We start from the raw sequence: 21,350 nt of genomic DNA, 5'->3' as shown, positions 1-21,350 counted from the left end.
GGCTGTTGGCCCGCCGGGAAGGCGCGGAACCTATTCAACTCGGTTCCCGCGATCAAGCCCGTCTGAAGGGCTTTTTTCGCAGGCCCTTTACCGATCGTCGTCGCCCTCGTCCGGGAGGCCTTCGATTTCGGAATCGTCGAAGTCGTCGTCTTCTTCGTCCTCGAGGAACGGCACGTCGTCCGCGTCCTCGACATCCTCGTCGTCGGTGAACTCGCCGAGGTCTTCCGACACGGCCGGGCTGGGCTCGGCGGCGTCATCGTCGTCGTCCGCGGCCAGCGGCGGCTCGTCGGCCACCTCGTCCAGCTCGGGCGTGACGGCTTCCTCGTCCTCGTCCTCGTCGCGCTCGGCCTCCTCGGCGACCTGGTCCTCGCGCTCCTCGTCCGCCTCGGTGTCGGGCGTGACGGCGCGGGCCCGGACGCGGCGGTTGCGGACCGCCTCGTCAGGATCGAACTCGGTGTGGCACTTCGGGCAGTGCGCGGGACGCTTGCCCAGATCGTAGAATTTCGCTTGGCAGGTCGGGCAGATCTGCTTCGTGCCCAGCTCGGGATTGGCCAAAGGCGACGGCCCTCTATCTGTATAAGGTGGCGCGGAAAAAGCGGGCTCCCTTGCCACGCGCGAGAGCCGCTGTCAAAGCAATCCCCCTCATGATTTTTCGCCCATTCCGGAGGCTCGTTTTAAGCTCATGACGGCGGCGTACCTGACCGCCAGCCGCGCGGGGTCCCTCAAGGGGACCGTGCGGGCTCCGGGGGACAAATCCATCAGCCACCGCGCGCTCATCCTGGGCGCGCTGGCGCATGGGACGACCGAGATCGAAGGCCTGCTGGAAGGGGACGACGTCCGTCGCACCGCCCAGGCCATGCAGGCCTTCGGCGCCGAGGTCGTCCGCACGGGCGAGGGCTGCTGGCGCGTCCAGGGCAAGGGCGGCTTCGCCGAGCCTGCCGACGTGGTCGACTGCGGCAACGCCGGCACCGGCGTGCGCCTGATCATGGGCGCGGCGGCCGGGTTCGACCTGGCGGCCACGTTCACGGGGGACGCCTCGCTCCGCGGCCGGCCGATGAACCGCGTGCTGAAGCCGCTCGGGGAGATGGGCGCCACGTGGATCTGCCGCGCGGGCGGCCGGCTGCCGCTGACGCTGAAGGGCGGCGGGCTGCGCCACCTCGCCTACCGGCTGCCGGAGCCGTCCGCCCAGGTGAAGTCCGCCATCCTGCTCGCCGGCCTGAACGGCGCCGGCTGCGAGGTCGTCGAACCCGAGGCCACCCGCGACCACACCGAACGCATGCTCCGCGGCTTCGGCGCCGAGGTGGAGGTGTTCGAGCAAGGCGCGGGGCGCCGCGTCGTCCTGCCCTCGGGCCAGTCGCTCCAGGGCATCAGCGTCCGCGTGCCGGGCGACCCCTCGTCGGCGGCCTTCCCGCTGGTGGCGGCGCTGATCACGCCGGGCTCGGCGGTGACGGTGGAGGGCATGCTGCTCAATCCGCTGCGCATCGGCCTGCTGGAGACCCTGGGCGACATGGGCGCCGACCTGTCGGTGACCAACGTCCGCGACGAAGGCGGTGAGACCGTCGCCGACGTCACCGCGCGGCACTCGGCGCTCGAAGGCGTCGAGGTCCCGCCCGAGCGGGCGCCTTCGATGATCGACGAATATCCGATCCTCGCGGTGGCCGCGGCCTACGCCACGGGCCGGACCGTGATGCGGGGCATCGGCGAGATGCGGGTGAAGGAGAGCGACCGGATCGCCCTGATGGCCGCCGGGCTCGCGGCGTGCGGCGTCACCGTCGAGGAAGAGCCGGAGGGGCTGATCGTCACCGGCGGCGCGGGTCAGGTTCGGGGCGGGGCGAGCGTCACCACCCATGGCGACCACCGCATCGCCATGTCCCACCTCGTGCTGGGGCTGGCTTCGGCCGAACCGGTGCGGGTGGACGAACCCGGCATGATCGCGACCAGCTTCCCCGGCTTCATCGGCCTGATGGGCGGCCTGGGCGCGGAGATCGCGGAGGGCGGGCTGCAGCCGGCATGAGCGGTTTCGTGATCGCCGTGGACGGCCCGGCGGCTTCGGGAAAGGGCACCATCGCCGCCAAGCTGGGCGCCCTCTACGGCCTGCCGGTGCTGGACACGGGCCTGCTGTACCGCGCCGTCGGCGTGCTCACCCAGGCGGCGGGCGCCAGCGTCGACGATCCGGCGGCCGCCGCGGCGACGGCCCGCTCGCTGAGGCCGGAGCAGCTGGAGGACCCGGCCCTGCGCACCCGTGGCGCGGGCGAGGCGGCGAGCCGTGTGGGCGTCCACACAGCCGTGCGCGAGGCGCTGCTGGACTTCCAGCGGGCCTTCGCCGCCCAGCCGGGCGGCGCCGTGCTGGACGGCCGCGACATCGGCACGGTCATCGCCCCCGACGCGCCGGCCAAGCTCTATGTGACCGCGACGCCGCAGGTGCGGGCGGAGCGCCGCTGGAAGCAGCTGACCGGCCAGGGCGAGGCCGTCGCCTTCGAGGACATCCTCGCCGACATCCATAAGAGAGACGCGCGCGACGGCGGTCGCGACACGGCGCCGATGCGCCCCGCCGAGGACGCCGTCTTGCTGGACACGTCCGATTTGAGTATAGACCGCGCCTTCGATGCAGCCCGCCGCATCGTCGAGGCCGCGCGCGCCCGCTGGGAAAGCTCTCAAGAGCCCTCTTCCCGGTAAGGCAATCCAACCGCGCTTCAGCCTCCGGACGGCCGCGGGCGCAATCCCACACACGTTAACCCGACGCGCGGACTCCGCCTGGCCTTTGCGCCAGGGCCTCGCGTCCAACCAGACGAAAGACCCTCATGGCTGACGATCTTAGCCTCAACCCCTCGCGCGACGACTTCTCCGCGCTGCTCGACGAGTCCTTCGGCGGGCGTGACATCATGGAAGGCCAGGTGGTGCGCGGCACCGTCGTCGGCATCGAGAAGGACTTCGCGATCATCGACGTCGGTCTGAAGACCGAAGGCCGCGTGGCGCTGAAGGAATTCACCTCGCCCGGCGAAGACAAGCCCGCCCTGAAGACCGGCGACACCGTCGAGGTGTTCCTGGAGCGCGTCGAGAACGCCATGGGCGAGGCGGTCATCAGCCGCGAGAAGGCCCGCCGCGAAGAAGCCTGGACCCGCCTGGAAGCGGTGTACGAGCGCAACGAGCCGGTGATGGGCGTCATCGTCGGCCGCGTGAAGGGCGGCTTCACCGTCGACCTGGGCGGCGCCTCGGCGTTCCTGCCGGGCTCGCAGGTGGACATCCGTCCGGTGCGCGACGTCGGCCCGCTCATGGGCCGCGAGCAGCCGTTCGCCATCCTCAAGATGGACCGCCCGCGCGGCAACATCGTCGTGTCGCGTCGCGCCATCCTGGAAGAAGCCCGCGCCGAGCAGCGCACCGAGCTGGTCAGCCAGCTGCAAGAGGGTGAAGTCCGCGAAGGCGTGGTCAAGAACATCACCGACTACGGCGCGTTCGTGGACCTCGGCGGCATCGACGGCCTGCTGCACGTCACCGACATGAGCTGGAAGCGCGTCAACCACCCGAGCCAGGTCCTGGCGGTGGGCGACACGGTCAAGGTGCAGATCGTCAAGATCAACCCCGAGACCCAGCGCATCTCGCTCGGCATGAAGCAGCTCCAGTCCGACCCCTGGGACGGCGTGGAAGCCAAGTACCCGGTGGGCGCGAAGTTCACCGGCCGCATCACCAACATCACCGACTACGGCGCCTTCGTGGAGCTGGAGCCGGGCGTGGAAGGCCTGGTGCACGTGTCGGAAATGTCGTGGACCAAGAAGAACGTCCACCCCGGCAAGATCGTCTCCACCTCGCAGGAAGTGGAAGTCGTCGTACTCGACGTCGATCCGTCCAAGCGCCGCGTGTCGCTCGGCCTGAAGCAGGCCATGGCCAACCCGTGGGAGGCCTTCCTGGAGGCCCACCCGATCGGTTCGACCGTGGAAGGCGAGGTCAAGAACGCCACCGAGTTCGGCCTGTTCATCGGCCTCGACAACGACATCGACGGCATGGTGCACCTGTCGGATCTCGACTGGGCCGTGTCGGGCGAAGAAGCCATGGCGCGCTACAACAAGGGCGACATGGTCAAGGCGCGCGTCCTGGACGTGGACGTCGAGAAGGAGCGCATCTCGCTCGGCATCAAGCAGCTCGCCGGCGACCCGATGCAGGGCGACAGCTTCCGCAAGGGCCAGACCGTCACCACCACGGTGACGGAAGTGACCTCGGGCGGCATCGAAGTCCGCTTCGGCGAGGACGACGCGCCGATGACGGCCTTCATCCGCAAGTCGGACCTGAGCCGCGACCGCGCCGACCAGCGCCCCGAGCGCTTCGCCGTGGGCGACCGCGTCGACGCCCAGATCACCAACGTGGACAAGGCCGCCCGCCGCGTCTCGCTGTCGATCAAGGCGCTCGAAATGGCCGAGGAAAAGGAAGCCATCGAGCAGTTCGGCTCGTCGGACAGCGGCGCCTCGCTGGGCGACATCCTGGGCGCGGCTCTGCGCGAGAAGGCCCAGAAGGACTAAGGCCCTTCGCCTGATCCAGGCGAAAGGCGCAAAGGAAACGCCCCGTCCGGCTCGCCGGGCGGGGCTTTTTCATGGGCCCAGCAAAAGTTGGGCGCGCCGCGGCGGAAGAAGCTTGGCCGCGGCGCCCGTAAACCCTATTTCCGCCTTGAACCGCGTCAGAGAGTCGCCCATGGTCGCGCCGGTTCGAGGGGCCTCATGATCAAGTCAGAGCTGATCGCGAAACTCGCCGAAGAGAACCCGCACCTCACCCAGCGGGACATCGAGCGCGTCGTCGGCGTGATCCTCGAGCGGATGATCCAGGCGCTCGAAGACGGCGGCCGCGTCGAGCTGCGGGGCTTCGGCGCGCTGTCGGTGCGCTCGCGCGACGCCCGCGCCGGCCGCAATCCGCGCACCGGCGAGCCGGTGGACGTGCGGGCCAAGCACGTGCCCTTCTTCAAGAGCGGCAAGGAGCTGCGCGAGCGGCTGAACGCCGACGACGAAGCCTAGGGCGGGCGCCGACGGTGGCGGGCATCCTCCACGAGTTCCGCGAGTTCATCGCCCGGGGCAACGTCATCGACCTGGCGGTCGGCGTGATCATCGGCGCGGCCTTCAACGACATCGTCAAGGCGCTGGTCGACAACGTCATCATGCCGCCGATCGGCCTGGCGACGTCGGGCATCGACTTCTCGAAGCTGCAATGGGTGCTCAAGGCCGACAATCCGGCGACGCCGGAGCTCGACCCCGTGGCGATCCAGTACGGCGCCTTCGTCAACACCTGCATCCGCTTCCTGATCGTCGCGTGGGCGGTGTTCATGCTGGTGAAGGCGGTGAACGCGATCCGGCGCGTGCACCATCAGGAGCAGAAGGCGAGCGCGGAGGCCGAACCGCCGGCCCCCACGCCGCAGGAGACCCTGCTCATCGAAATCCGCGACCTGCTGAAGGCGCAGCAGGCCCGGTGACGGGCGGCCGCGCGGCCTCCGTCACGCGACCTTGAAGCCTTCCCAGTTCATCATCCGGGTCAGCCGCGCGTTCTCCTCGTCGGGCAGGGCGGCCCGGAACGTCGGGAAGATGTCGTCCTCTTCCTCGCGGACGTGCTCCTGAAGGTCGGCGAAGAACCGCCGCGCCGTCTCGATCCAGCGGGGATCCTCGGTCGGCATCCGCCGCAGCTCGTAGATGAAGGTCTTCACGTCGCCGTGGTCTTCGATCAGGTGGCGCGCCTGGTCCTCGCGGCCGGCCTCGATCATCGCCGGATAGATGACGTTCTCCTCCTCCACCGCATGCTTGGTGAGCGCGTAGGCGATCTTGGTCAGCAGCATCTGCCGCTTCACCGGTTCGGCCTCGGTGGTCTGCAGCAGCATCTCGAAGGTCTTCTCCACCAGCCGGTGCTCGGCCTTCAGGGCCTCGACCCAGTCTCCTGCCGCGATCGAAGGGCCCTGGGCCACCGCCTTGCGGGCGTGCGGCAACGCCAGGCCCGCCGCGAAGCCGAGCGCGGCTCCCGTCGCGAGCCGGCCGAAGTTTCCATTGCTGAGGTTAGGCATGTCTCGTCCTCCAGACTGGCGGGACAACCCTCGGCGCGCGGCCCTGTTCCGGCCCTTGCCCAATGTAGGCCTCAGCGACTAAGCCCCGGCGCATGACGGCGAAAGCCAAGATCTGCGGGGTCTCGACGCCCGAGGCGGTGACCGCCGCCCTGGACGGCGGGGCGGCGTACCTGGGCTTCATGTTCTTCGAGCGGAGCCCCCGGAACATTGCGCCGCAGGCCGCGGGCCGGCTGGCGCCCGCGGTCCGCGCGCGGGGCGCCAAGGCGGTGGCGGTGGTCGTCGATCCCTCGGACGGCGAGCTGGACGCGATCATGGCCGGGATGGAGCCCGACCTGATCCAGCTCCACGGCAAGGAGACGCCCGCCCGGGTGCGCGAGATCGCCCAGCGCACGGGCCGCGGGATCATAAAGGTGCTGCCGGTCTCCGAGCCGTCCGATTTCGCCGCGGCCCAGGCCTACGAGCCCCTGGTCGAGCACCTGATGTTCGAGACCAAGCCGCCGAAGGACGCCGACCGCCCGGGCGGCCTGGGCGTCGCCTTCGACTGGAGCCTGATGCAGGGGCGGCGGTTCCAGCGGCCGTGGTTCCTGGCCGGCGGGCTCGACCCCTGGAACGTGGCCGAGGCGGTGTCGGTCTCGGGGGCGCCGCTGGTGGACGTTTCCTCTGGCGTGGAGCGCGGTCCCGGACTAAAGGACGCCGCCTTGATCCAGGCGTTCCTCGACGCCGTCAGACGCGCTTGAGACCTCCGCTTTGAACGCGCCCAGCCGTCCCAACGACTATTCCGCCTACCCGGACGCCCACGGGCGCTTCGGCGACTACGGCGGCCAGTACGTGCCCGAGACCCTGATGCCGCTGGTCCACGAGCTGACCGCGGCCTATGCGCAGGCCAAGGCCGATCCGGAGTTCCAGGCCGAGCTTTCCGGCTACATGACCCACTATGTGGGCCGGCCCTCGCCGCTCTACTTCGCCGCCCGGCTGACCGAGCATTTCGGCGGGGCCAAGATCTACCTGAAGCGCGAGGAGCTGAACCACACCGGCTCCCACAAGATCAACAACTGCATGGGCCAGATCCTGCTGGCCATGCGGATGGGCAAGACCCGGATCATCGCCGAGACCGGCGCCGGCCAGCACGGCGTAGCCACGGCCACCGTCTGCGCCCGCTTCGGCCTGCCCTGCGTGGTCTACATGGGCGCGGTCGACGTCGAGCGGCAGAAGCCGAACGTCTTCCGGATGAACCTGCTGGGCGCGGAAGTCCGCCCCGTCACCTCGGGCTCGGCGACCCTGAAGGACGCCATGAACGAGGCGCTCCGCGACTGGGTGACCAACGTCCACGACACCTACTACCTGATCGGCACCGCCGCCGGCATGCATCCCTATCCGGAGATGGTCCGCGACTTCCAGTCGGTGATCGGCCGCGAGGTGCGCGAGCAGGTGATGGAGGCCGAAGGCCGTCTTCCCGACGCCGTGGTGGCGTGCGTGGGCGGCGGCTCGAACGCGATCGGCATCTTCCACCCGTTCCTGAACGACGCCTCGGTGAAGCTCATCGGCGTCGAGGCGGCGGGCAGCGGCATGGACACCGATCGGCACGCCGCCGCCATCAACGGTGGCCGTCCGGGCGTGCTCCACGGCAACATGACCTACCTGCTGCAGGACCGGGACGGCCAGATCACCGAGGCCCACTCGATCTCGGCCGGCCTCGACTATCCCGGCATCGGGCCCGAGCACTCGTGGCTCCATGACGTGGGCCGCGCGACCTACCTGACGGCGACCGACCAGGAGAGCCTGGACGCCTTCATGCTGCTCTCCAAGCTGGAGGGCATCCTACCGGCCATCGAGAGCGCGCACGCCATCGCCCGCATCGGCGACGTGGCCCGTGAGGTCGGCAAGGACGGGATCGTGGTGCTGAACCTGTCGGGCCGGGGCGACAAGGACGTGGCCACCGTCGCCGCCCACCTCGGACGCCAGATTTGACGAAAGCCCGTATCGACGCCCGCTTCGCGGCGCTGAAGGCGGAAGGCCGCGCGGCCTTCATCCCCTATGTCATGGCCGGCGACCCGGACCGGGAAACGGCGCTGAAGATCCTGAAGGGCCTGCCGGCGGCGGGCGCCGACCTGATCGAGGTGGGCTTCCCGTTCTCCGATCCCATGGCCGAGGGCCCGCCGATCCAGCGCGCGGCGCAGCGGGCGCTGGCCAAGGGCATGACCACGCGCGACACGCTGGAGCTGATCCGGGCGTTCCGCGAAGGCGATCAGGCGACGCCCGTGATCCTCATGGGCTACATGAACCCCATCGTGAGCTGGGGCTTCGAGGCGTTCGCCCAGGAGGCGGCGGACGCGGGCGTCGACGGGCTGATCGTCGTGGACTGCCCGCCGGAGGAGGCCGAGCCGCTGGCCGACGCCCTGGACGCCGCCGGCGTCTCGCTGATCCGGCTGGCGACGCCGACCACGGACGACGCGCGCCTGGCGGTGGTGGTCAAGCGCACGTCCGGCTTCGTCTATTACGTCTCGGTGGCCGGGGTGACGGGCGTGAAGGAGGCGGACGCCGCCGCCGTCGCGCCGCACGTCGAGCGGGTTCGCAAGGCCTCGGGCCTGCCTGTCGCCGTCGGATTCGGCATCAAGACTTCGGAAAGGGCGAAGCAGGTAGCCCAGGTCGCCGACGCGGTCGTGGTCGGTTCCGCGCTTGTGGACGAAGTCGCCGAAGCAGTGGACATGAACGAAGACGTGACCGCGAGAGTTCTTTCCAAAGTGGAATCCTTAGCTAAGGCTGTGCGCCTCGCGCGAACGAGCCAAACGGCGGTCTGAAAACCATGGCGATGGCTGATCAGCGTAACGACAAGTCGAACCGGCCCGCCGGCGCCCGCGAACGTCGCGGCTGGCTGTCCCGCATCGCGCCTGGCGTGCGCAACTTCGCCAAGCGCGAGACGCCTGAGAACCTCTGGGTGAAATGCCCCGAGACCGGCGAGATGATCTACCGGCCCGACCTGGAGGCGGCCCTGTGGGTCACCCCGTCCGGCCACCACATGCGGATCGGCGCGGCCCAGCGGCTGGCCATCACCTTCGATGACGGCGTCTTCGAGAAGATCGAATGGGCGCCGGTGGTCGAGGACCCGCACAAGTTCCCCGACGACCGCTCGTACCCCGACCGCCTGAAGGCGGCGCGCAAGGCCACGGGCGAGCAGGACTCCATCGCCGCCGCCTACGGCCACGTCGCCGGCCAGCCGTGCGTGGTGATGGTCCAGGACTTCCACTTCATGGGCGGCTCGCTGGGCATGGGCGCGGGGGAGGCCTTCATCGCCGCGGCCAAGGCGGCCGTGCAGCGCGAGGTCCCGCTGGTGATCTTCACCGCCTCGGGCGGCGCCCGCATGCAGGAGGGCACGCTGTCCCTCATGCAGATGGCCCGCACGACGCTGGCGCTGAACGAGGTGAAGGCCGCCGGCCTGCCCTACATCGTCGTGCTCACCGACCCGACTACGGGCGGCGTGCTGGCCTCCTACGCCATGCTGGGCGACGTCCACCTGGCCGAACCCAACGCCACCATCGGCTTCTCGGGTCGCCGGGTGATCGAGCAGACGATCCGCGAGACCCTGCCGCCGGGCTTCCAGAAGTCGGAGTTCCTGGCCGAGCGGGGCATGATCGACCAAGTGGTGCCGCGCGCCGAGCTGCCGGAGAGGCTGGGCTCGATCCTGAAGACGCTTATGATGGGGCGTGAGCGCCTTTCCTCCGCCGCCGCCTGAGCTGAAGTCCGATCCAGGCTTCGATCCGATCCGCGCCTCCGACGCGGTGATCCAGCGGCTGCGCGCCAACCACCCGACGCTGATCGACCTGACGACCGGCCGCGTGGAGCGCCTGCTGGCGGCGCTGGACCATCCTGAAAGGAAGCTGCCGCCGGTCATCCATGTCGCCGGGACCAACGGCAAGGGCTCGACGGTCGCCTACCTGCGCGCCATCGGCGAGGCGGCGGGCCTGCGGGTGCATGCGCTCACCTCGCCGCACCTCGTCCGCTTCGCGGAACGGATCCGGCTGGCGGGCAAGCTGATCACCGACGAGCAGCTCATGGCGCTGACCGAGCGGGTGGAGGCGGCCAACGCCGGCGGCGACATCAGCTTCTTCGAGATCACCACGGTGCTGGCGTTGCTGGCCTTCGCCGAGACGCCCGCCGATCTGTGCGTCGTGGAGGTTGGCCTTGGCGGGCGCTTCGACGCCACCAACGTCTTCGACGCCCCGGCCGTCAGCGTCATCACGCCCGTGGACTACGATCACCTGGAGATGCTGGGGCCGGGCCTCGCCAAGATCGCCTGGGAGAAGGCGGGGATCATCAAGACGCGCCGGCCCGTGGTCGTCGCCCGCCAGATGGAAGAGGCGCTGGAGATGATCACCCGGGAGGCGGACGATCGGATGGCGCCGGTCCTGCAGATGGGCGCCGATTTCGACGCCTGGGAGGAGCGCGGCCGCCTGCTGGTGCAGATGCCCGACCGGCTGCTGGACCTGCCGCCGCCCAGCCTGTTCGGCGGTTATCAGTTCGAGAACGCCGGCCTCGCCGTCGCCGCCGCGCTGACCTTCGACCATTCGCTGTCGGACGAGGTGCTGGGCGCGGGCGTCGCCTCGGCGGTCTGGCCCGCGCGCATGCAGCGCCTGACCGCGGGCCCGCTCGCCGAACTCGCCCGCAAGCGCGGCTCCGACCTCTGGCTGGACGGCGGCCACAATCCCCACGCCGGCCGGGCGCTGGCCGAAGCCGCCTCGCGCATCGTCGATCGCGACCCGCGACCGCTGACGCTCGTCACCGGCATGTTCGCGCGAAAGGACGCTCCGGGCTTCTTCCGCCCCTTCGCCGAGATGCGTCCGCGGGTGATCGCCACCACCTTCGATTCGCCCCAGGCGGCGTCGGCCGAGGACATCGCGGTCGGGGCGGTCCAGGCAGGGCTGCCCGCCGAAATGGCTCCGAACGTCGAGGCGGCGGTGCGCCTGGCCCTTGCGGCGGAAGGTCCCGCGCCGCATGTCCTGGTGTGCGGGGGCCTGCATTTCGCCGGCGAGGTGCTGGCGATGAGCCCCGAGACCTGGCCCGCCTGATGCCCGCGAAACCCTACAGCCTGCGCTTCGCCCTGCCGCGCCACTACCTGATCACGCTCGCCGTGGCGCTGCTGATCCTGTGGATTCTGATCGAGGTGTTCGGCCGCACCGACGTGGTGCTGATCGGCTGGGTCGTGGGCTTCCTGTTCGCGACCCGCGCCGTGCGCTGGTACGTGCTGAAGCAGAGGCCGAAACGAGAAGGGCCGCCCGAAGGCGGCCCCGAAAACCCGGTCTGAACGGACGGACTCAGGCGGCGACGCCGGCCTCGGTCAGCCACTCCAGGATCTTCTGCTTGGGCATGGCGCCCACCTTCATGGACGCCATCTGGCCGCCCTTGAACAGCATCATGGTCGGGATGCCGCGGACGCCGTAGCGCGAGGGCGTGGTCGGGCTGTCCTCGATGTCCAGCTTGGCGATCGTCACCTTGCCGGCCAGCTCGTCCGAGAGCTGCTCGAGGGCAGGGGCGATCTGCTTGCAGGGGCCGCACCACTCCGCCCAGAAGTCGACCAGCACGGGTCCCTGCGCCTGCAGGACGTCGGTCTCGAAGGTGGCGTCGGTGACCTTCACGGTGCTCATAGGAAAACTCCTCTCGCGCGCGGCTGGCGGTTCAACGCCGCCGAACGCCTCTTGATCCGCCGATGTAGGCGGAGGCGGTCCAGGTATCAACCGCCACGGCGGAGCTCGGCAAGCGTCTGGGTCAACAGCTTTTCTGGAACGGTCATCAGCTTCGGCCCGTCGGTCCAGACCAGCGCCGCCTCGATGCGGCGTCCGGGGAACACTTCGGCGAGCACGGCGGCGTACAGCGCCATCTGGCGCAGGTAGGCGGGATCGGCGTCTTCGATGCGGTCGGGCGAGGGCCGGTTGGTCTTGAAATCGGCCACCAGGACGCGGTCCGGCAGCACCACCAGCCGGTCGATCCGGCCCGAGATCTTCAGGTTCGGCGGCAGGGCGGCGGCGGAGCCGGCGATGGCCACCTCGGCGCGGGAGCCCGGGCCGAACACCTCGGCGAAGCGGGCGTCCTCCAGCACCGACAGCGCCGCGCCGGCCATCTCGGCGCGCTGGTCGTCGGAGAGGTCGGGTTCGCGCGCCAGGAGGGCGCGGGCGCCGCCCGGCCGTTCGGCGGAGGGCAGGTCGGGCAGCACCTGCAGCAGGCGGTGGATGATGTCGCCGCGCCGGAACCGGCCGAGGCCGCCGGCCGCCGCCAGGGGCGAGGGCGCGGCGACGACCGTCCCTTCGCCCAGGTCCGACGGGGAGGCGTAGCGGGCGAAGGCTTCGGGCGCGGGGTCGACGCCGGTCCACTCGGGCAAGCCGACCATCCCGGTCGCCGTCTCGGCGACCCGGCCGAGCGGCTGCGGGTCGGGGCCATACCGCTCGGCGAGCACGTCGCCGCAGGCCGCCGGCCGCACGTGCGGGGCGATCTTCTCGTGGGCGAAGCCGGCCTTGATCGCCGCCCACCAGCCCTTCAGGCCGTCTTCCTTGCGGTTGGCGGCGATGCGGCCGCAGAGGATCAGGCGTTCGCGGGCGCGGGTCAGCGCCACGTAGAGCAGCCTCAGCGATTCCTCGGCGTCCTTGCCCTGGCGCAGCGCCCGCGCGGCGGCCGAGGCCTCGCAGTCGCCCTTGCCGCTGGCGCACCACAGGAAGCCGCCGTCGGCGGTCTCCAGCATCGGGGAGCCGCGCGCGCCCTGTTCGGCGGTGGTCTCGGGCAGGATGACGATCGGCGCCTCCAGGCCCTTCGCGCCGTGGGCGGTCATGACCCGGACCTCGTCGCGGCCGCCTTCCAGCTCGCGCTTGACCACGATGTCGAGGCCGGCGAAGTCGGCGGCCAGGCACTCCAGGTCGTGGACGCCGCGACCCTCGGCGGCCAGCACCTGGGCCAGGAACTCGTCCAGAGCGTCCTCGGCCTCGGCGCCCAGGCGGCGCAGCAGTCGCATCCGCATCGAGCGGCCTTCGGCGTCGCGTAGTCCCAGGGCGCGGCTGTAGAAACCGAACGGCCCCGTCGCCCCGGCCGTCTCACGCATCCGGGCCAGGAAATCCGCGGCCGCGCGCCAGGCCTGATGTTCGTCGGCCCGCGCCCGAAGCACGTCCCAGAGCGCGGCGCGGTCGCGCTTCCAGGCGAGCTGGAACAGGTCCTCGTCGGTCAGGCCGCAGAACGGGCTCTTCAGCAGGGCCGCGAGGGTCAGGTCGTCGTCGGGGAACAGCGCGAACCGGGCGAGCGCCATCAGGTCGTCGAAGACGATGTGCTCGGAGAGCGCCAAGCGGTCCGCGCCGGCCACGGGGATGCCGGCGTGCTTCAGCGCCCGAAGGATCTCCTCGAAGAGGCCGCCCCGCTTGCGCACCAGGATCAGCACGTCGCCCCACGATGCGGGGCGCGCCTTGCCGCGTTCGACGACCGCGTCGCCACGCTCGACCAGGGCCTTGATCTCGCAGGCGATGTTGCGGGCCAGCCGCTTCACCGCGCTTTCCTCGCCCTCGACGTCCAGGGGCGCGTCCCAGGCCTCGCGGACCTCGCCCTTCGGCTCCCGCTCCAGCGGCCACAGGTCGACGCAGCCGCGCTCGCCGGCCCGCATCGGGATGTGCTCCAGCGGCTCGACGCCCGGCGGCACGCCGGTGCTGAACACCGCGTCGACGAAGCCCAGGACCTCCACCGTCGAGCGCCAGGACGCGTGCAGCGGCACGGCCGCGCCCTTGCGGCCGGCGGCGGCGATCTCGGCGACGTAGCGGCCCGTCTCGGACAGCAGGCGCTCGGGCGCGGCGCCCTGGAACGAGTAGATCGACTGCTTCTCGTCGCCGACCACGAACAGGGTCCGGTCGGCCTCGCTGCGCCGGAGCATGCTGTCGCCGGCGAAGAACTCGCCGGTGAGCGCGCGGACGATCTCCCACTGGTCGGGGGCGGTGTCCTGCGCCTCGTCCACCAGGATGTGGTCGATGCCGCCGTCCAGCTTGTAGAGCACCCAGGCGGCGGCCGGCCGGCTGGCCAGCAATGCGCGGGTCTTCTCGATCAGGTCGGCGAAATCGAGGGCGCCCGCGATGGCCTTCTCGATGCGGTAGGCGGCCAGATAGGCCTCGGCCAGCGTCAGGGCGTCGACGGTGTCGGCGGCGACCTTGGCGGCGCGCAGCCGCTCGCGGGCGGCGGCGAGCCGGTCCTGTTCCGTAAGCAGCGCCATCCGCAGGCCTTCGTGGGCCTTCAGCCCCGAGGTCTTGGCCACCCAGGTGGCGGGCGTGCCCTCGCCCTTCTCGGTGAAGAGCGCGGCGAGCGCGCCGGCGAAGGTCGGCTCGCGGGCGACGGCGAGCAGTTGGCCGGCGCACTTCTGGTCGGTGGCCGTGCCGGCCTGCAGGGCCTCGCCCACGGCGCGCCAGAGGTTGCGGTCCAGGGCGGCTAGGGCGTCGCGCTCGACGGTCTCGGCGTCTTCACCCGGGGCGAGGGCGCAGGTCGTCCAGATCCAATCCACGGCGCCGTCGTAGCCGCCCTGGGCCTCGAAGAAGGCCGCGAGCTTCCCGCGCCGGGCCTCGAAATCGAGGAACATCTGCTGGAAGGACCCGAAGTCCAGCGCCACCGACAGCCGGGCGTAGGCCTCGGCCACGCGGCCCTCACCCTTCAGCGCGTGGCGGGCGACGGCGGCGCGGGCGGCGGCGGCCACGGAGGCGGCCGCCGCGTCGTCCATCACCCGGAACCCCGGCGAGATGCCGGCCTCCAGGGGGAAGCGGCGCAGAAGCTTCTCGCAGAAGGCGTGGATGGTCTGGATCTTCAGCCCGCCGGGCGTCTCCAGCGCGCGGGCGAAGAGGGCCCGGGCTTCCGACAGGCGGCGATCGTCGTAGGCGTCCAGCGGGCGGCCCTCGAGATCGGCGAGCTCCTCGGTCAGCGGCGCGTCGGGCATCACCGACCAGCCGCCCAGCCTGGCGAACAGCCGCCGCTGCATCTCGGCGGCGGCGGCCTTGGTGTAGGTGACGCAGAGGATGGTCTCGGGCTCGGCGCCGATGAGCAGCAGGCGCGCCACCCGGTCGATCAGGGTCTTGGTCTTGCCGGAGCCGGCGTTGGCCGTGACGAAGGCCGAGATGGCGGGGTCGGCGGCGGTGCGCTGGTGATCCTGCGGGGCGATGTGCAGCGTCACGCCTCGCCCTCCTCGCCGCTGGTGGACCACTCGAAGACGCGGGCCAGGTGGTCGTAGTCGGAGGCGTAGGTCTTCACGAACTGCGGCGCGGTGCGGGAGACGTAGGCCTGGTCCGGCTGGAAGTAGCGCGCCAGGAGGCGGCGGGCGCCGTCCAGGGCGCGTTCGGCCGCCTCGGCGCTCTCGTCCACGCTGGCGCGGACCTCCTCGCGACCCGCGGGCTTGCGGCCGGTGACCTCCAGATAGACCAGCTCGCCGGGCGTCAGGCGGCCGATGTCGGCGAAGCCGCCATGCGCCAGGATCGCCGCCGTCAGGGTGAGCTGGGGCGAGAAGCCGGCGTCCACCACCTTCTGCGAGGGCGCGCGGCCGGTCTTGTAGTCGAGGATGTGGCCATAGCCCTGCGGGTCGGCCTCGATCCGGTCGGCCTTGGCGCCCAGCACCACCTCGTGGCCGTCGACGCGGATCGGCAGCTTGCCGGTCTTCTCGACATGGATGGCGCGCCCGTCGGCCCGGCGCCGCGCCTCCAGCTCGGCGACCCAGGCGGCGGCCTCGCGGGCGAGCGCGCTCTCGCGGGCCAGCGCCTCGCGCGGCATCCCGGCCTTCTCCAGCTCCTCGACGTAGAGCGCCTCGAAGATGGCGGCGGCGTTGGGCGGCAGGTCGCCCGGGTGGTCGAGGGCGAGCCGTTCGAAGGCGGCGTGGATGGCGGTGCCGCGGGCGCGGGCCTCCACCGGCTCGTCCGGCCGGTCCATCAGGCGCAGGCCGAGGATGTCGCGGGCCCAGACGGCGTAGGGATCGCGGGTCAGGGTCTCCACGCGGGTGACGAACAGCTCCCGGGGGCGGGCCTCCAGGGGCGGACAGGGCGCGGGGCGGCTGACGGGCTCGTAGACGTCCGGGGCGTCCAGGCTGCGGGCCCATGCCAGGGCCTCGGCGTGACCGGCGATCTCGACGCCCGCGCCGCGGGCCAGGGTCTCCAGGCGCCACAGCCAGCGGGACTTCACGGCCGGCTGACCCTCGCGCCGCTCGGCATGCAGCAGGATCACCTCGGGCGCGCACGCGGCCTGGGCGAAGTCGTGGGCGGCGAGGCCGACGCGCCGCTCGGGCGGCGGCAGGCCCAGCGTCTGGCGCATGGGCCGCGACAGGAAGGGGTCGAGCGGAGCGCCCCTGGGCCAGACGCCTTCCTCCAGCCCTGCGACCACCAGCCGGTCGGCGCGCACCAGGCGGGCCTCGATGGCGCCCAGGATGCGCAGGCGCGGGTGGGTGGCGCCGCCGGTGCGGACCGTCTCGCCCTGCATCAGGCGGGACAGCAGGTCGGCGAAACCGCGGGCGGAGACCTCGGGCAGGCCGTGGGTCTCGTGGATCAGGCCAGCCAGCAGGCGGCTCATGGCCTCTCCGCCGTGGCCGCTCCACAGCTCGCCCGTGCGGCCGTGCGCGTCGGCGGCCAGGGCCTCCATCACAGCCGTGACGGCGCGCGCCAGATCGGCGACGCCGCCGGCGTCCGGCGGGGCGGCGAGGACGCTCTCCAGCCGCTCGACCAGGGGCAGCCCGGCATGGCCCTTCGCCCTCAGCCGGGCCCCGACCATGCTCCAGCTCCAGGGGCGCGGGCCACGCAGGGCGAAGCGCTCCAGCACGTTGCGCTGCCGGGCCAACTCGGCGGGCTCGAAGCCTAGGCGGACGTAAGGGTGCTTCAGCAGCGCCAGCAGGGTGACGGGGGCGAGCGGATCGACCAGGGCCCGGGCCGCGAGCCCGGCCAGGACGCCGCACGGACAGCCCGCAAGGCTCTCGCCCGCCGAGGAGTCGGGAACGATGCCCCAGCGGCCGAGCTTGGCGACGACCCGGCGGGCGAGGACCTGGTCGGGCGTGACGAGGGCGGCGGTCTTGTCCGGCGTCTCCAACGCCTCGCGCAGCAACAGGGCGGCGACGGTGGCGGCCTCCTCTTCCGAGCGGGCGCTGGCCAGGGACAGTCCGGCGAGGCCCTCGGCCACAGGGTCGATGCCGTCGGACTCCGCCTCCGCCCGCAGCCGCTCGATGGCGTGCAGCCAGTCGGCGGTGGCGCGCGGCGGGCGCAGCGCCTCGTTGACGACCCGGCGGCGCCAGCGGCCCTGGGCGCGATGGGCGAGGGAGGCCGGCCAGACCTCCACCTCGCCGCGATCGATGCGCGAGCGGGCAAGGAGGCGGCGCAGGGCGCCCTGAGGGTGCTGTTCGTCGACTTCGCGCCAGGCGGCCTCGGCCAGGCTGTCGTCCAGGCCGGGCACGACGACGGCGCCGCGCGGCGCGGCGGCGATCACCGCCAGCAGGTCGGCGGTGGCGGGCGCGGTGCCTGTCGAGCCGGCCGCGACCAGCACGCCCTGGGGCGGCTTGGCGGTCCAGACCTCGGCCAGGCGGCGCAGCAGGCGGACGCGCCGTTCGCTGACGTCGACGACCCCCAGCGCCTCCAGCCGCTTCGGCCACGCGACCAGGGCGGTTTCCAGGAAGTCGCGGCTGACCCGCCAGTGCTCGGCGAGGTCGGCTTCGACGAGGCCCGCCAGCTTCTCGCCCGCCTCGACCTCCTCGATCTGCAGGCTGTCGAGGAAGCCGCCCAGGGCGTCGGCGAGTTCCAGGGCGGATGAGGCGGTGAGTTCGCGGCCGGGCAGCAGGCTCCAGTTCTCGGCCACCAGGCGGGTCAGCTCGAAGCGGCGGCGCAGAGGGTCGATGGCGGCGGGCAGGTCGAGCGCCAGGTCGCCGGGTTCGAAGGGCGGTTCGCCGGCCTCGAGGTCGCCCAGCGGGCGCATCTGCGGCGGGAGGACGGCGCGGCCGTCCGCGGCCCGGACGAAGGCGTCGGCCACGGCGCGGGCGCCTCTGCGGGTCGGCGTCAGGACGAGGGCGTCCGACAGCGCCTCGGGGCCGAACGGGCTCAGCGCCTCGTAGAGGCCGCGGGCCAGGTCGTCGGCGAACGGCCGGTGCGCCGGGATGTTGAACCAGCGCGGACCCGGACGCTCGAAGAAGGCGGTCACGAGAGCCTCTGCCCCAGCCTTTGTTCGGCGGCGTCGCGGGCGGCGGGATCGCCGACGTGCATCCAGAAGGCGTCCATCACGGCGCCGTGGAGACGGCCCTTCGCCTGGAGCTCATGCCAGACCGGCAGGATCGAGAACGGGCCGGTCTTGGGCGAGCCGTCCAGCACCTGCGGCTTCAGCACGCCGAAGCCGATGTTGGCGTAGGGCGTCGGCGGCTCAGGTCTCACCGAGTGGGTCAGCCGGCCTTCGTCGTCCATGAAGAAGCCGTTCGGGCCCTCGAAGCCGATGCCGTTGCCGCGCTTCACCAACAGCAGCAGGATGTCCATGCGGGCGGGGTCCCAGAGCCGCTTCAGCGTCTCCATCGGCGGCTCGCCCTCGGCGATCCAGAGGCTGTCGATGTTGGCGACGAAGATCGGGTGCTCGCCCAGCAGCGGGCGGGCGTGCTGGATGCCGCCGCCCGAGTCCAGCAGCTCGGCGCGCTCGTCCGAGATCAGCACCTCCAGGTCCGACCGCTTCGCCAGATGGGCCTCCATCTGGTCGGCGAAGTGGTGGACGTTGACCACGGCGCGGGTGACGCCGGCGGCGACCAGCTCGTCCAGCACCCGGTCGATCAGCGTGCGGCCGGCGACCTCGACGAGGGCCTTGGGCCGCGTGTCCGTCAGCGGCCGCATGCGGGTGCCGAGGCCGGCGGCCAGAACCATGGCGGTCGTCGGGGCGCCGCTCACGCGCGGGCCTCGGCGGCGTGCCGGTCCATCCACATCTTCAGCGCCGCCAGTTCGGGGTCGGCGAGGCAGCGATCGAGATAGCCCCAGAGCCTTGGCATGAAGGCGGCGTAGCGGGGCTTGCCGTCGCGGGTCACGAGGCGGGCGAAGATGCCGAGGATGCGGCAGATGTTGAGCGCGCCCAGGGCATGGAAGTCGGCCAGGAAGCGGGCGCGATCCACATGCGGGCTGAGTTCGAAATAGGCGGCCAGGGCCGCGGCCTCGCGCCCGGGTGAGACGTCGCGGCGGGCGTCGTGCAGCAGCATCGACATGTCCCAGGCGGGGTGCGCCTTCACGGCGTCCTGGAAGTCGAGCAGGCCGGCGCGGGCGCCGCCCTGGCGCTCGGGCAGCCAGATCAGGTTCTCGGCGTGGTAGTCGCGGTGGCAGAAGACGCTCGCGCCGGCCGCCCCATGGGCGCGGATCGGCGTCCAGATGGCCTCCCACTCCGCCGCCGCCTCGCCGCCGAAATCGAGGCCCGGCCTCAGCTTGGGCAGCCATTCGAGGAACAGCCGGTCCGCCGTCTCCAGCGCCGTCTCGTCGTAGGTCAGCAGCGGCCAGGCGGCGCCGTCGTAGGCCAGCACGTCCGGCGGGCTCGCGGCATGCATGCGCACCAGGGCCTGGATGGCCGCCTCGTACAGCGGCGCCTCGTCCTGTCCCTGTTCGATCAGCCGCGCGAACAGGTCGTCGCCGAGGTCCTCCAGCACCGCCAGTCCCACCGGCGCGTCGGCCGCGAGGATCTTCGGCGCCGAGAGCCCCTGGTCGCGCAGCCAGCCGCTGGTGGCGATGAAGGCGTCCACGCGCCCGGCGGCCAGTCGGGCCAGGGCGTTGTAGCCCAGCGCCCGGCGCTCGTCCGGCGTCGCGCCCGGCGGACACGGCGCGGTCTCCATCGACGGCGGCTGGTCCATGAAGATGAAGGTCGCGCCATCGGCCGCATGCAGCCGCTCGTAGCTGCGGGTCGAGGCGTCGCCGCCCATGGGTTCGCGCCGCGCCTGGCCGAAGCCGGCGGCCTTGAGGAACTCGGCCTTCAGGATCTCGCGGTCGTTCATCTCAGGCGCGGAACTCAAGCCCTCGTCCTTCCCAGGCCCCGTGCGGGATCAGCCGCACGCGCCTGCCGTCTGCATCGTCTTCCGAAGGCGCGATCTCTACATCGAGTCGGTCCGCGGGCAGGCGGCCCTCGAGTCGCTCGGGCCACTCGACGACGGCGGCGCCTTCGTCCAGCGCCTCGTCCAGACCGATCTCATAGGCCTCGTCCGGATTCGAGAGGCGATAGAGGTCGAAGTGGGCGACCTTCAGCCGCGGCCCTTCGTAGAACTGCACCAGGGTGAAGGTGGGCGAGGGCACGTCCTCGGTCGGCGTCGTCAGCGCCCGCACCAGCGCCCGGGCCAGGGTCGACTTGCCGGCTCCCAGCGGGCCGGTCAGGCAGACGGCCTCGCCCGTCTTCAGCTCGGCGGCGATGGCGGCGCCGAGCCGCGCCGTGGCCGCCTCGTCTCCTAAGCGGAAGTCGCCCTCGGCTTCCAGGATCATGCGAACCGCCGATCCGGCTCGTCGACCAGGACGCGCTCGACGTGGTGTTTCAGTCTTGGTGTCACCTCGGCGGGATCGCCCGCCAGGGCCTCGAGCGCAATGGGTGAACCGATGGTCAGGGTGAAATGCCGGGCGCGCTTGTTGAGCAGCTCGTGGAAGAGGGTGATGTCCCGCAGCTCCTGGGAGAAGCCGTTGAAGACGTGGAAGAGCGTGGACCACGGACCTGCCACGTGAACCGGCACGATGGGCGCTTCGTACTTCCGCGCCAGCGAGACGGCGGTGGGCATCCACGTCGGATCCGCCAGCAAGCCGTCCGGCTGGCGGCGCGCGAGGCGACCGGCCGGGAAGATGCAGAGGCAGCGTTCGGCCTCCATCGCCTCCCGGGTGAGCTGCAGGGTGGCGCGCGTGCGCTCCCGGGTCCGCTTGGCCTCGACCCACTCGACGGGGATCAGCACATCGTCGAACCGGGGGCAGACGCGGTGGGCGTCGGAGTTGGCGTAGAAGCAGATGTCGGGCCTGAGCCCCTTCAGCGCATCGAAGACCGCGATCCCGTCGGCGATGCCGGTGGGATGGTTGCAGACGACGATGGCGCGGCCCTCCGCCGGCACATGCTCCAGCCCGCTCGCCGACACCTTCACCGACAGCAGCTCAGCGACGTGGTCCAGCGCCGCGCGTCCGGGGAGCGGCGCGATGGCGTCGGCCATCCGGCGCGCCTTGCCATAGTCCAGCATCGCGTAGAGCAGCGGACGCAGCAGCGGCCAGGCCGCCGAACCGGCTAGCTTCGGCGCCCGCTCGGCGATCAGCACGTCGACGATGTGGTCCCGCGCCGGGCCGGTCTTCCAGGCGTGCGCGGTGGGGAGAACCGTCATGGGCGCACA

General features: G+C 71.6%; 20 protein-coding genes. 11 read left to right on the top strand and 9 right to left on the bottom strand.

From position 1 onward, the window contains the following. Nucleotides 1–87: 87 nt before the first annotated feature. On the bottom strand, nucleotides 88–555 hold the full coding sequence (locus tag ACO2Q0_RS07105; RefSeq protein ID WP_423350802.1) for a TIGR02300 family protein: 468 nt from the start codon (nucleotides 553–555) through the stop codon (nucleotides 88–90). 127 nt (nucleotides 556–682) lie between these two features. Here ACO2Q0_RS07105 and aroA point away from each other — a divergent pair, with 127 nt between their 5' ends. The 5 genes from aroA (at nucleotide 683) to mscL (ending at nucleotide 5,449) form a co-directional block, all read left to right on the top strand. Beyond that, the gene (gene aroA, locus ACO2Q0_RS07100; protein ID WP_423350801.1) at nucleotides 683–2,014 is read left to right on the top strand and encodes a 3-phosphoshikimate 1-carboxyvinyltransferase; all 1,332 of its coding nucleotides are present in this window, start codon (nucleotides 683–685) and stop codon (nucleotides 2,012–2,014) included. Next, nucleotides 2,011–2,676, top strand: coding sequence for a (d)CMP kinase (gene cmk / locus ACO2Q0_RS07095; RefSeq protein WP_423350800.1), 666 nt, complete (start codon nucleotides 2,011–2,013; stop codon nucleotides 2,674–2,676). The genes aroA and cmk overlap by 4 nt, the downstream gene beginning before the upstream one ends. 125 nt (nucleotides 2,677–2,801) lie before the next feature. Next, nucleotides 2,802–4,511 carry a 30S ribosomal protein S1 gene (rpsA, locus tag ACO2Q0_RS07090; protein ID WP_423350799.1) on the top strand — a complete coding sequence of 570 codons (1,710 nt, stop codon included), beginning with the start codon at nucleotides 2,802–2,804 and terminating at the stop codon, nucleotides 4,509–4,511. Between the two features lie 195 nt (nucleotides 4,512–4,706). After that, on the top strand, nucleotides 4,707–4,997 hold the full coding sequence (locus tag ACO2Q0_RS07085) for an integration host factor subunit beta (protein WP_423350798.1): 291 nt from the start codon (nucleotides 4,707–4,709) through the stop codon (nucleotides 4,995–4,997). A 23-nt stretch (nucleotides 4,998–5,020) separates the two neighbouring features. Then, nucleotides 5,021–5,449: a large-conductance mechanosensitive channel protein MscL gene (gene mscL / locus ACO2Q0_RS07080; protein ID WP_423351575.1), complete on the top strand. Its 429-nt coding sequence runs from the start codon at nucleotides 5,021–5,023 to the stop codon at nucleotides 5,447–5,449. A 21-nt stretch (nucleotides 5,450–5,470) separates the two neighbouring features. Here mscL and ACO2Q0_RS07075 read toward each other — a convergent pair whose 3' ends face one another. Next, nucleotides 5,471–6,028: a hemerythrin domain-containing protein gene (locus ACO2Q0_RS07075; protein ID WP_423350797.1), complete on the bottom strand. Its 558-nt coding sequence runs from the start codon at nucleotides 6,026–6,028 to the stop codon at nucleotides 5,471–5,473. Nucleotides 6,029–6,120: 92 nt separating this feature from the next. On the opposite strand from ACO2Q0_RS07075, the gene ACO2Q0_RS07070 reads away from it, so the two are divergent. From ACO2Q0_RS07070 to ACO2Q0_RS07045, 6 genes are read left to right on the top strand one after another with little or no spacing between them, the layout of a single operon-like run. Continuing rightward, nucleotides 6,121–6,765 (top strand): phosphoribosylanthranilate isomerase, encoded by a 645-nt coding sequence (locus tag ACO2Q0_RS07070; RefSeq protein ID WP_423350796.1) that lies wholly within the window; start codon nucleotides 6,121–6,123, stop codon nucleotides 6,763–6,765. A gap of 10 nt (nucleotides 6,766–6,775) precedes the next feature. Next, the gene (trpB, locus tag ACO2Q0_RS07065) at nucleotides 6,776–7,996 is read left to right on the top strand and encodes a tryptophan synthase subunit beta (RefSeq protein WP_423350795.1); all 1,221 of its coding nucleotides are present in this window, start codon (nucleotides 6,776–6,778) and stop codon (nucleotides 7,994–7,996) included. Beyond that, nucleotides 7,993–8,826: a tryptophan synthase subunit alpha gene (gene trpA, locus ACO2Q0_RS07060; protein ID WP_423350794.1), complete on the top strand. Its 834-nt coding sequence runs from the start codon at nucleotides 7,993–7,995 to the stop codon at nucleotides 8,824–8,826. Before trpB ends, trpA begins: the two co-directional genes overlap by 4 nt. A gap of 5 nt (nucleotides 8,827–8,831) precedes the next feature. After that, the gene (gene accD, locus ACO2Q0_RS07055) at nucleotides 8,832–9,758 is read left to right on the top strand and encodes an acetyl-CoA carboxylase, carboxyltransferase subunit beta (RefSeq protein WP_423350793.1); all 927 of its coding nucleotides are present in this window, start codon (nucleotides 8,832–8,834) and stop codon (nucleotides 9,756–9,758) included. Then, a complete protein-coding gene (locus tag ACO2Q0_RS07050; protein ID WP_423350792.1) occupies nucleotides 9,730–11,091 on the top strand; it encodes a bifunctional folylpolyglutamate synthase/dihydrofolate synthase in 1,362 nt (453 codons plus the stop codon). Before accD ends, ACO2Q0_RS07050 begins: the two co-directional genes overlap by 29 nt. After that, nucleotides 11,091–11,327 (top strand): hypothetical protein, encoded by a 237-nt coding sequence (locus tag ACO2Q0_RS07045; protein ID WP_423350791.1) that lies wholly within the window; start codon nucleotides 11,091–11,093, stop codon nucleotides 11,325–11,327. The genes ACO2Q0_RS07050 and ACO2Q0_RS07045 overlap by 1 nt, the downstream gene beginning before the upstream one ends. 10 nt (nucleotides 11,328–11,337) lie before the next feature. Here ACO2Q0_RS07045 and trxA read toward each other — a convergent pair whose 3' ends face one another. The 7 genes from trxA to ACO2Q0_RS07010 all read right to left on the bottom strand — a co-directional run bounded on the left by trxA (nucleotide 11,338) and on the right by ACO2Q0_RS07010 (nucleotide 21,341). Next, a complete protein-coding gene (gene trxA, locus ACO2Q0_RS07040) occupies nucleotides 11,338–11,667 on the bottom strand; it encodes a thioredoxin (protein ID WP_423350790.1) in 330 nt (109 codons plus the stop codon). An 86-nt stretch (nucleotides 11,668–11,753) separates the two neighbouring features. Then, entirely contained in the window at nucleotides 11,754–15,200 is a 3,447-nt protein-coding gene (gene addA, locus ACO2Q0_RS07035) for a double-strand break repair helicase AddA (RefSeq protein ID WP_423350789.1), read from the bottom strand. Continuing rightward, entirely contained in the window at nucleotides 15,197–18,187 is a 2,991-nt protein-coding gene (gene addB, locus ACO2Q0_RS07030; RefSeq protein WP_423350788.1) for a double-strand break repair protein AddB, read from the bottom strand. The genes addA and addB overlap by 4 nt, the downstream gene beginning before the upstream one ends. Then, nucleotides 18,184–18,912, bottom strand: coding sequence for a nucleotidyltransferase family protein (locus ACO2Q0_RS07025; RefSeq protein ID WP_423350787.1), 729 nt, complete (start codon nucleotides 18,910–18,912; stop codon nucleotides 18,184–18,186). The genes addB and ACO2Q0_RS07025 overlap by 4 nt, the downstream gene beginning before the upstream one ends. Then, nucleotides 18,909–19,994, bottom strand: coding sequence for an N-acetylmuramate/N-acetylglucosamine kinase AmgK (amgK, locus tag ACO2Q0_RS07020; RefSeq protein ID WP_423351574.1), 1,086 nt, complete (start codon nucleotides 19,992–19,994; stop codon nucleotides 18,909–18,911). Before amgK ends, ACO2Q0_RS07025 begins: the two co-directional genes overlap by 4 nt. A 1-nt stretch (nucleotide 19,995) precedes the next feature. Beyond that, nucleotides 19,996–20,472: a tRNA (adenosine(37)-N6)-threonylcarbamoyltransferase complex ATPase subunit type 1 TsaE gene (tsaE, locus tag ACO2Q0_RS07015; RefSeq protein WP_423350786.1), complete on the bottom strand. Its 477-nt coding sequence runs from the start codon at nucleotides 20,470–20,472 to the stop codon at nucleotides 19,996–19,998. Next, nucleotides 20,469–21,341 carry a GNAT family N-acetyltransferase gene (locus tag ACO2Q0_RS07010; protein WP_423350785.1) on the bottom strand — a complete coding sequence of 291 codons (873 nt, stop codon included), beginning with the start codon at nucleotides 21,339–21,341 and terminating at the stop codon, nucleotides 20,469–20,471. The genes tsaE and ACO2Q0_RS07010 overlap by 4 nt, the downstream gene beginning before the upstream one ends. Nucleotides 21,342–21,350 lie beyond the last annotated feature (9 nt).

Origin of the sequence: Phenylobacterium sp. VNQ135 (genome assembly GCF_049445735.1) — a bacterium.
Taxonomy (GTDB): Bacteria; Pseudomonadota; Alphaproteobacteria; order Caulobacterales; family Caulobacteraceae; genus Phenylobacterium.
This window is presented reverse-complemented; position numbering and strand designations above follow the sequence as displayed.

Excerpts from the sequence above, each read along its gene's own strand:
- aroA (WP_423350801.1), top strand. The coding sequence starts at position 683 with ATGACGGCGGCGTACCTGACCGCCAGCCGCGCGGGGTCCCTCAAGGGG.
- cmk (WP_423350800.1), top strand. The coding sequence starts at position 2,011 with ATGAGCGGTTTCGTGATCGCCGTGGACGGCCCGGCGGCTTCGGGAAAG.
- rpsA (WP_423350799.1), top strand. The coding sequence starts at position 2,802 with ATGGCTGACGATCTTAGCCTCAACCCCTCGCGCGACGACTTCTCCGCG.
- ACO2Q0_RS07085 (WP_423350798.1), top strand. The coding sequence starts at position 4,707 with ATGATCAAGTCAGAGCTGATCGCGAAACTCGCCGAAGAGAACCCGCAC.
- ACO2Q0_RS07075 (WP_423350797.1), bottom strand. The coding sequence starts at position 6,028 with ATGCCTAACCTCAGCAATGGAAACTTCGGCCGGCTCGCGACGGGAGCC.
- ACO2Q0_RS07070 (WP_423350796.1), top strand. The coding sequence starts at position 6,121 with ATGACGGCGAAAGCCAAGATCTGCGGGGTCTCGACGCCCGAGGCGGTG.
- accD (WP_423350793.1), top strand. The coding sequence starts at position 8,832 with ATGGCGATGGCTGATCAGCGTAACGACAAGTCGAACCGGCCCGCCGGC.
- ACO2Q0_RS07045 (WP_423350791.1), top strand. The coding sequence starts at position 11,091 with ATGCCCGCGAAACCCTACAGCCTGCGCTTCGCCCTGCCGCGCCACTAC.
- trxA (WP_423350790.1), bottom strand. The coding sequence starts at position 11,667 with ATGAGCACCGTGAAGGTCACCGACGCCACCTTCGAGACCGACGTCCTG.
- amgK (WP_423351574.1), bottom strand. The coding sequence starts at position 19,994 with ATGAACGACCGCGAGATCCTGAAGGCCGAGTTCCTCAAGGCCGCCGGC.
- tsaE (WP_423350786.1), bottom strand. The coding sequence starts at position 20,472 with ATGATCCTGGAAGCCGAGGGCGACTTCCGCTTAGGAGACGAGGCGGCC.
- ACO2Q0_RS07010 (WP_423350785.1), bottom strand. The coding sequence starts at position 21,341 with ATGACGGTTCTCCCCACCGCGCACGCCTGGAAGACCGGCCCGGCGCGG.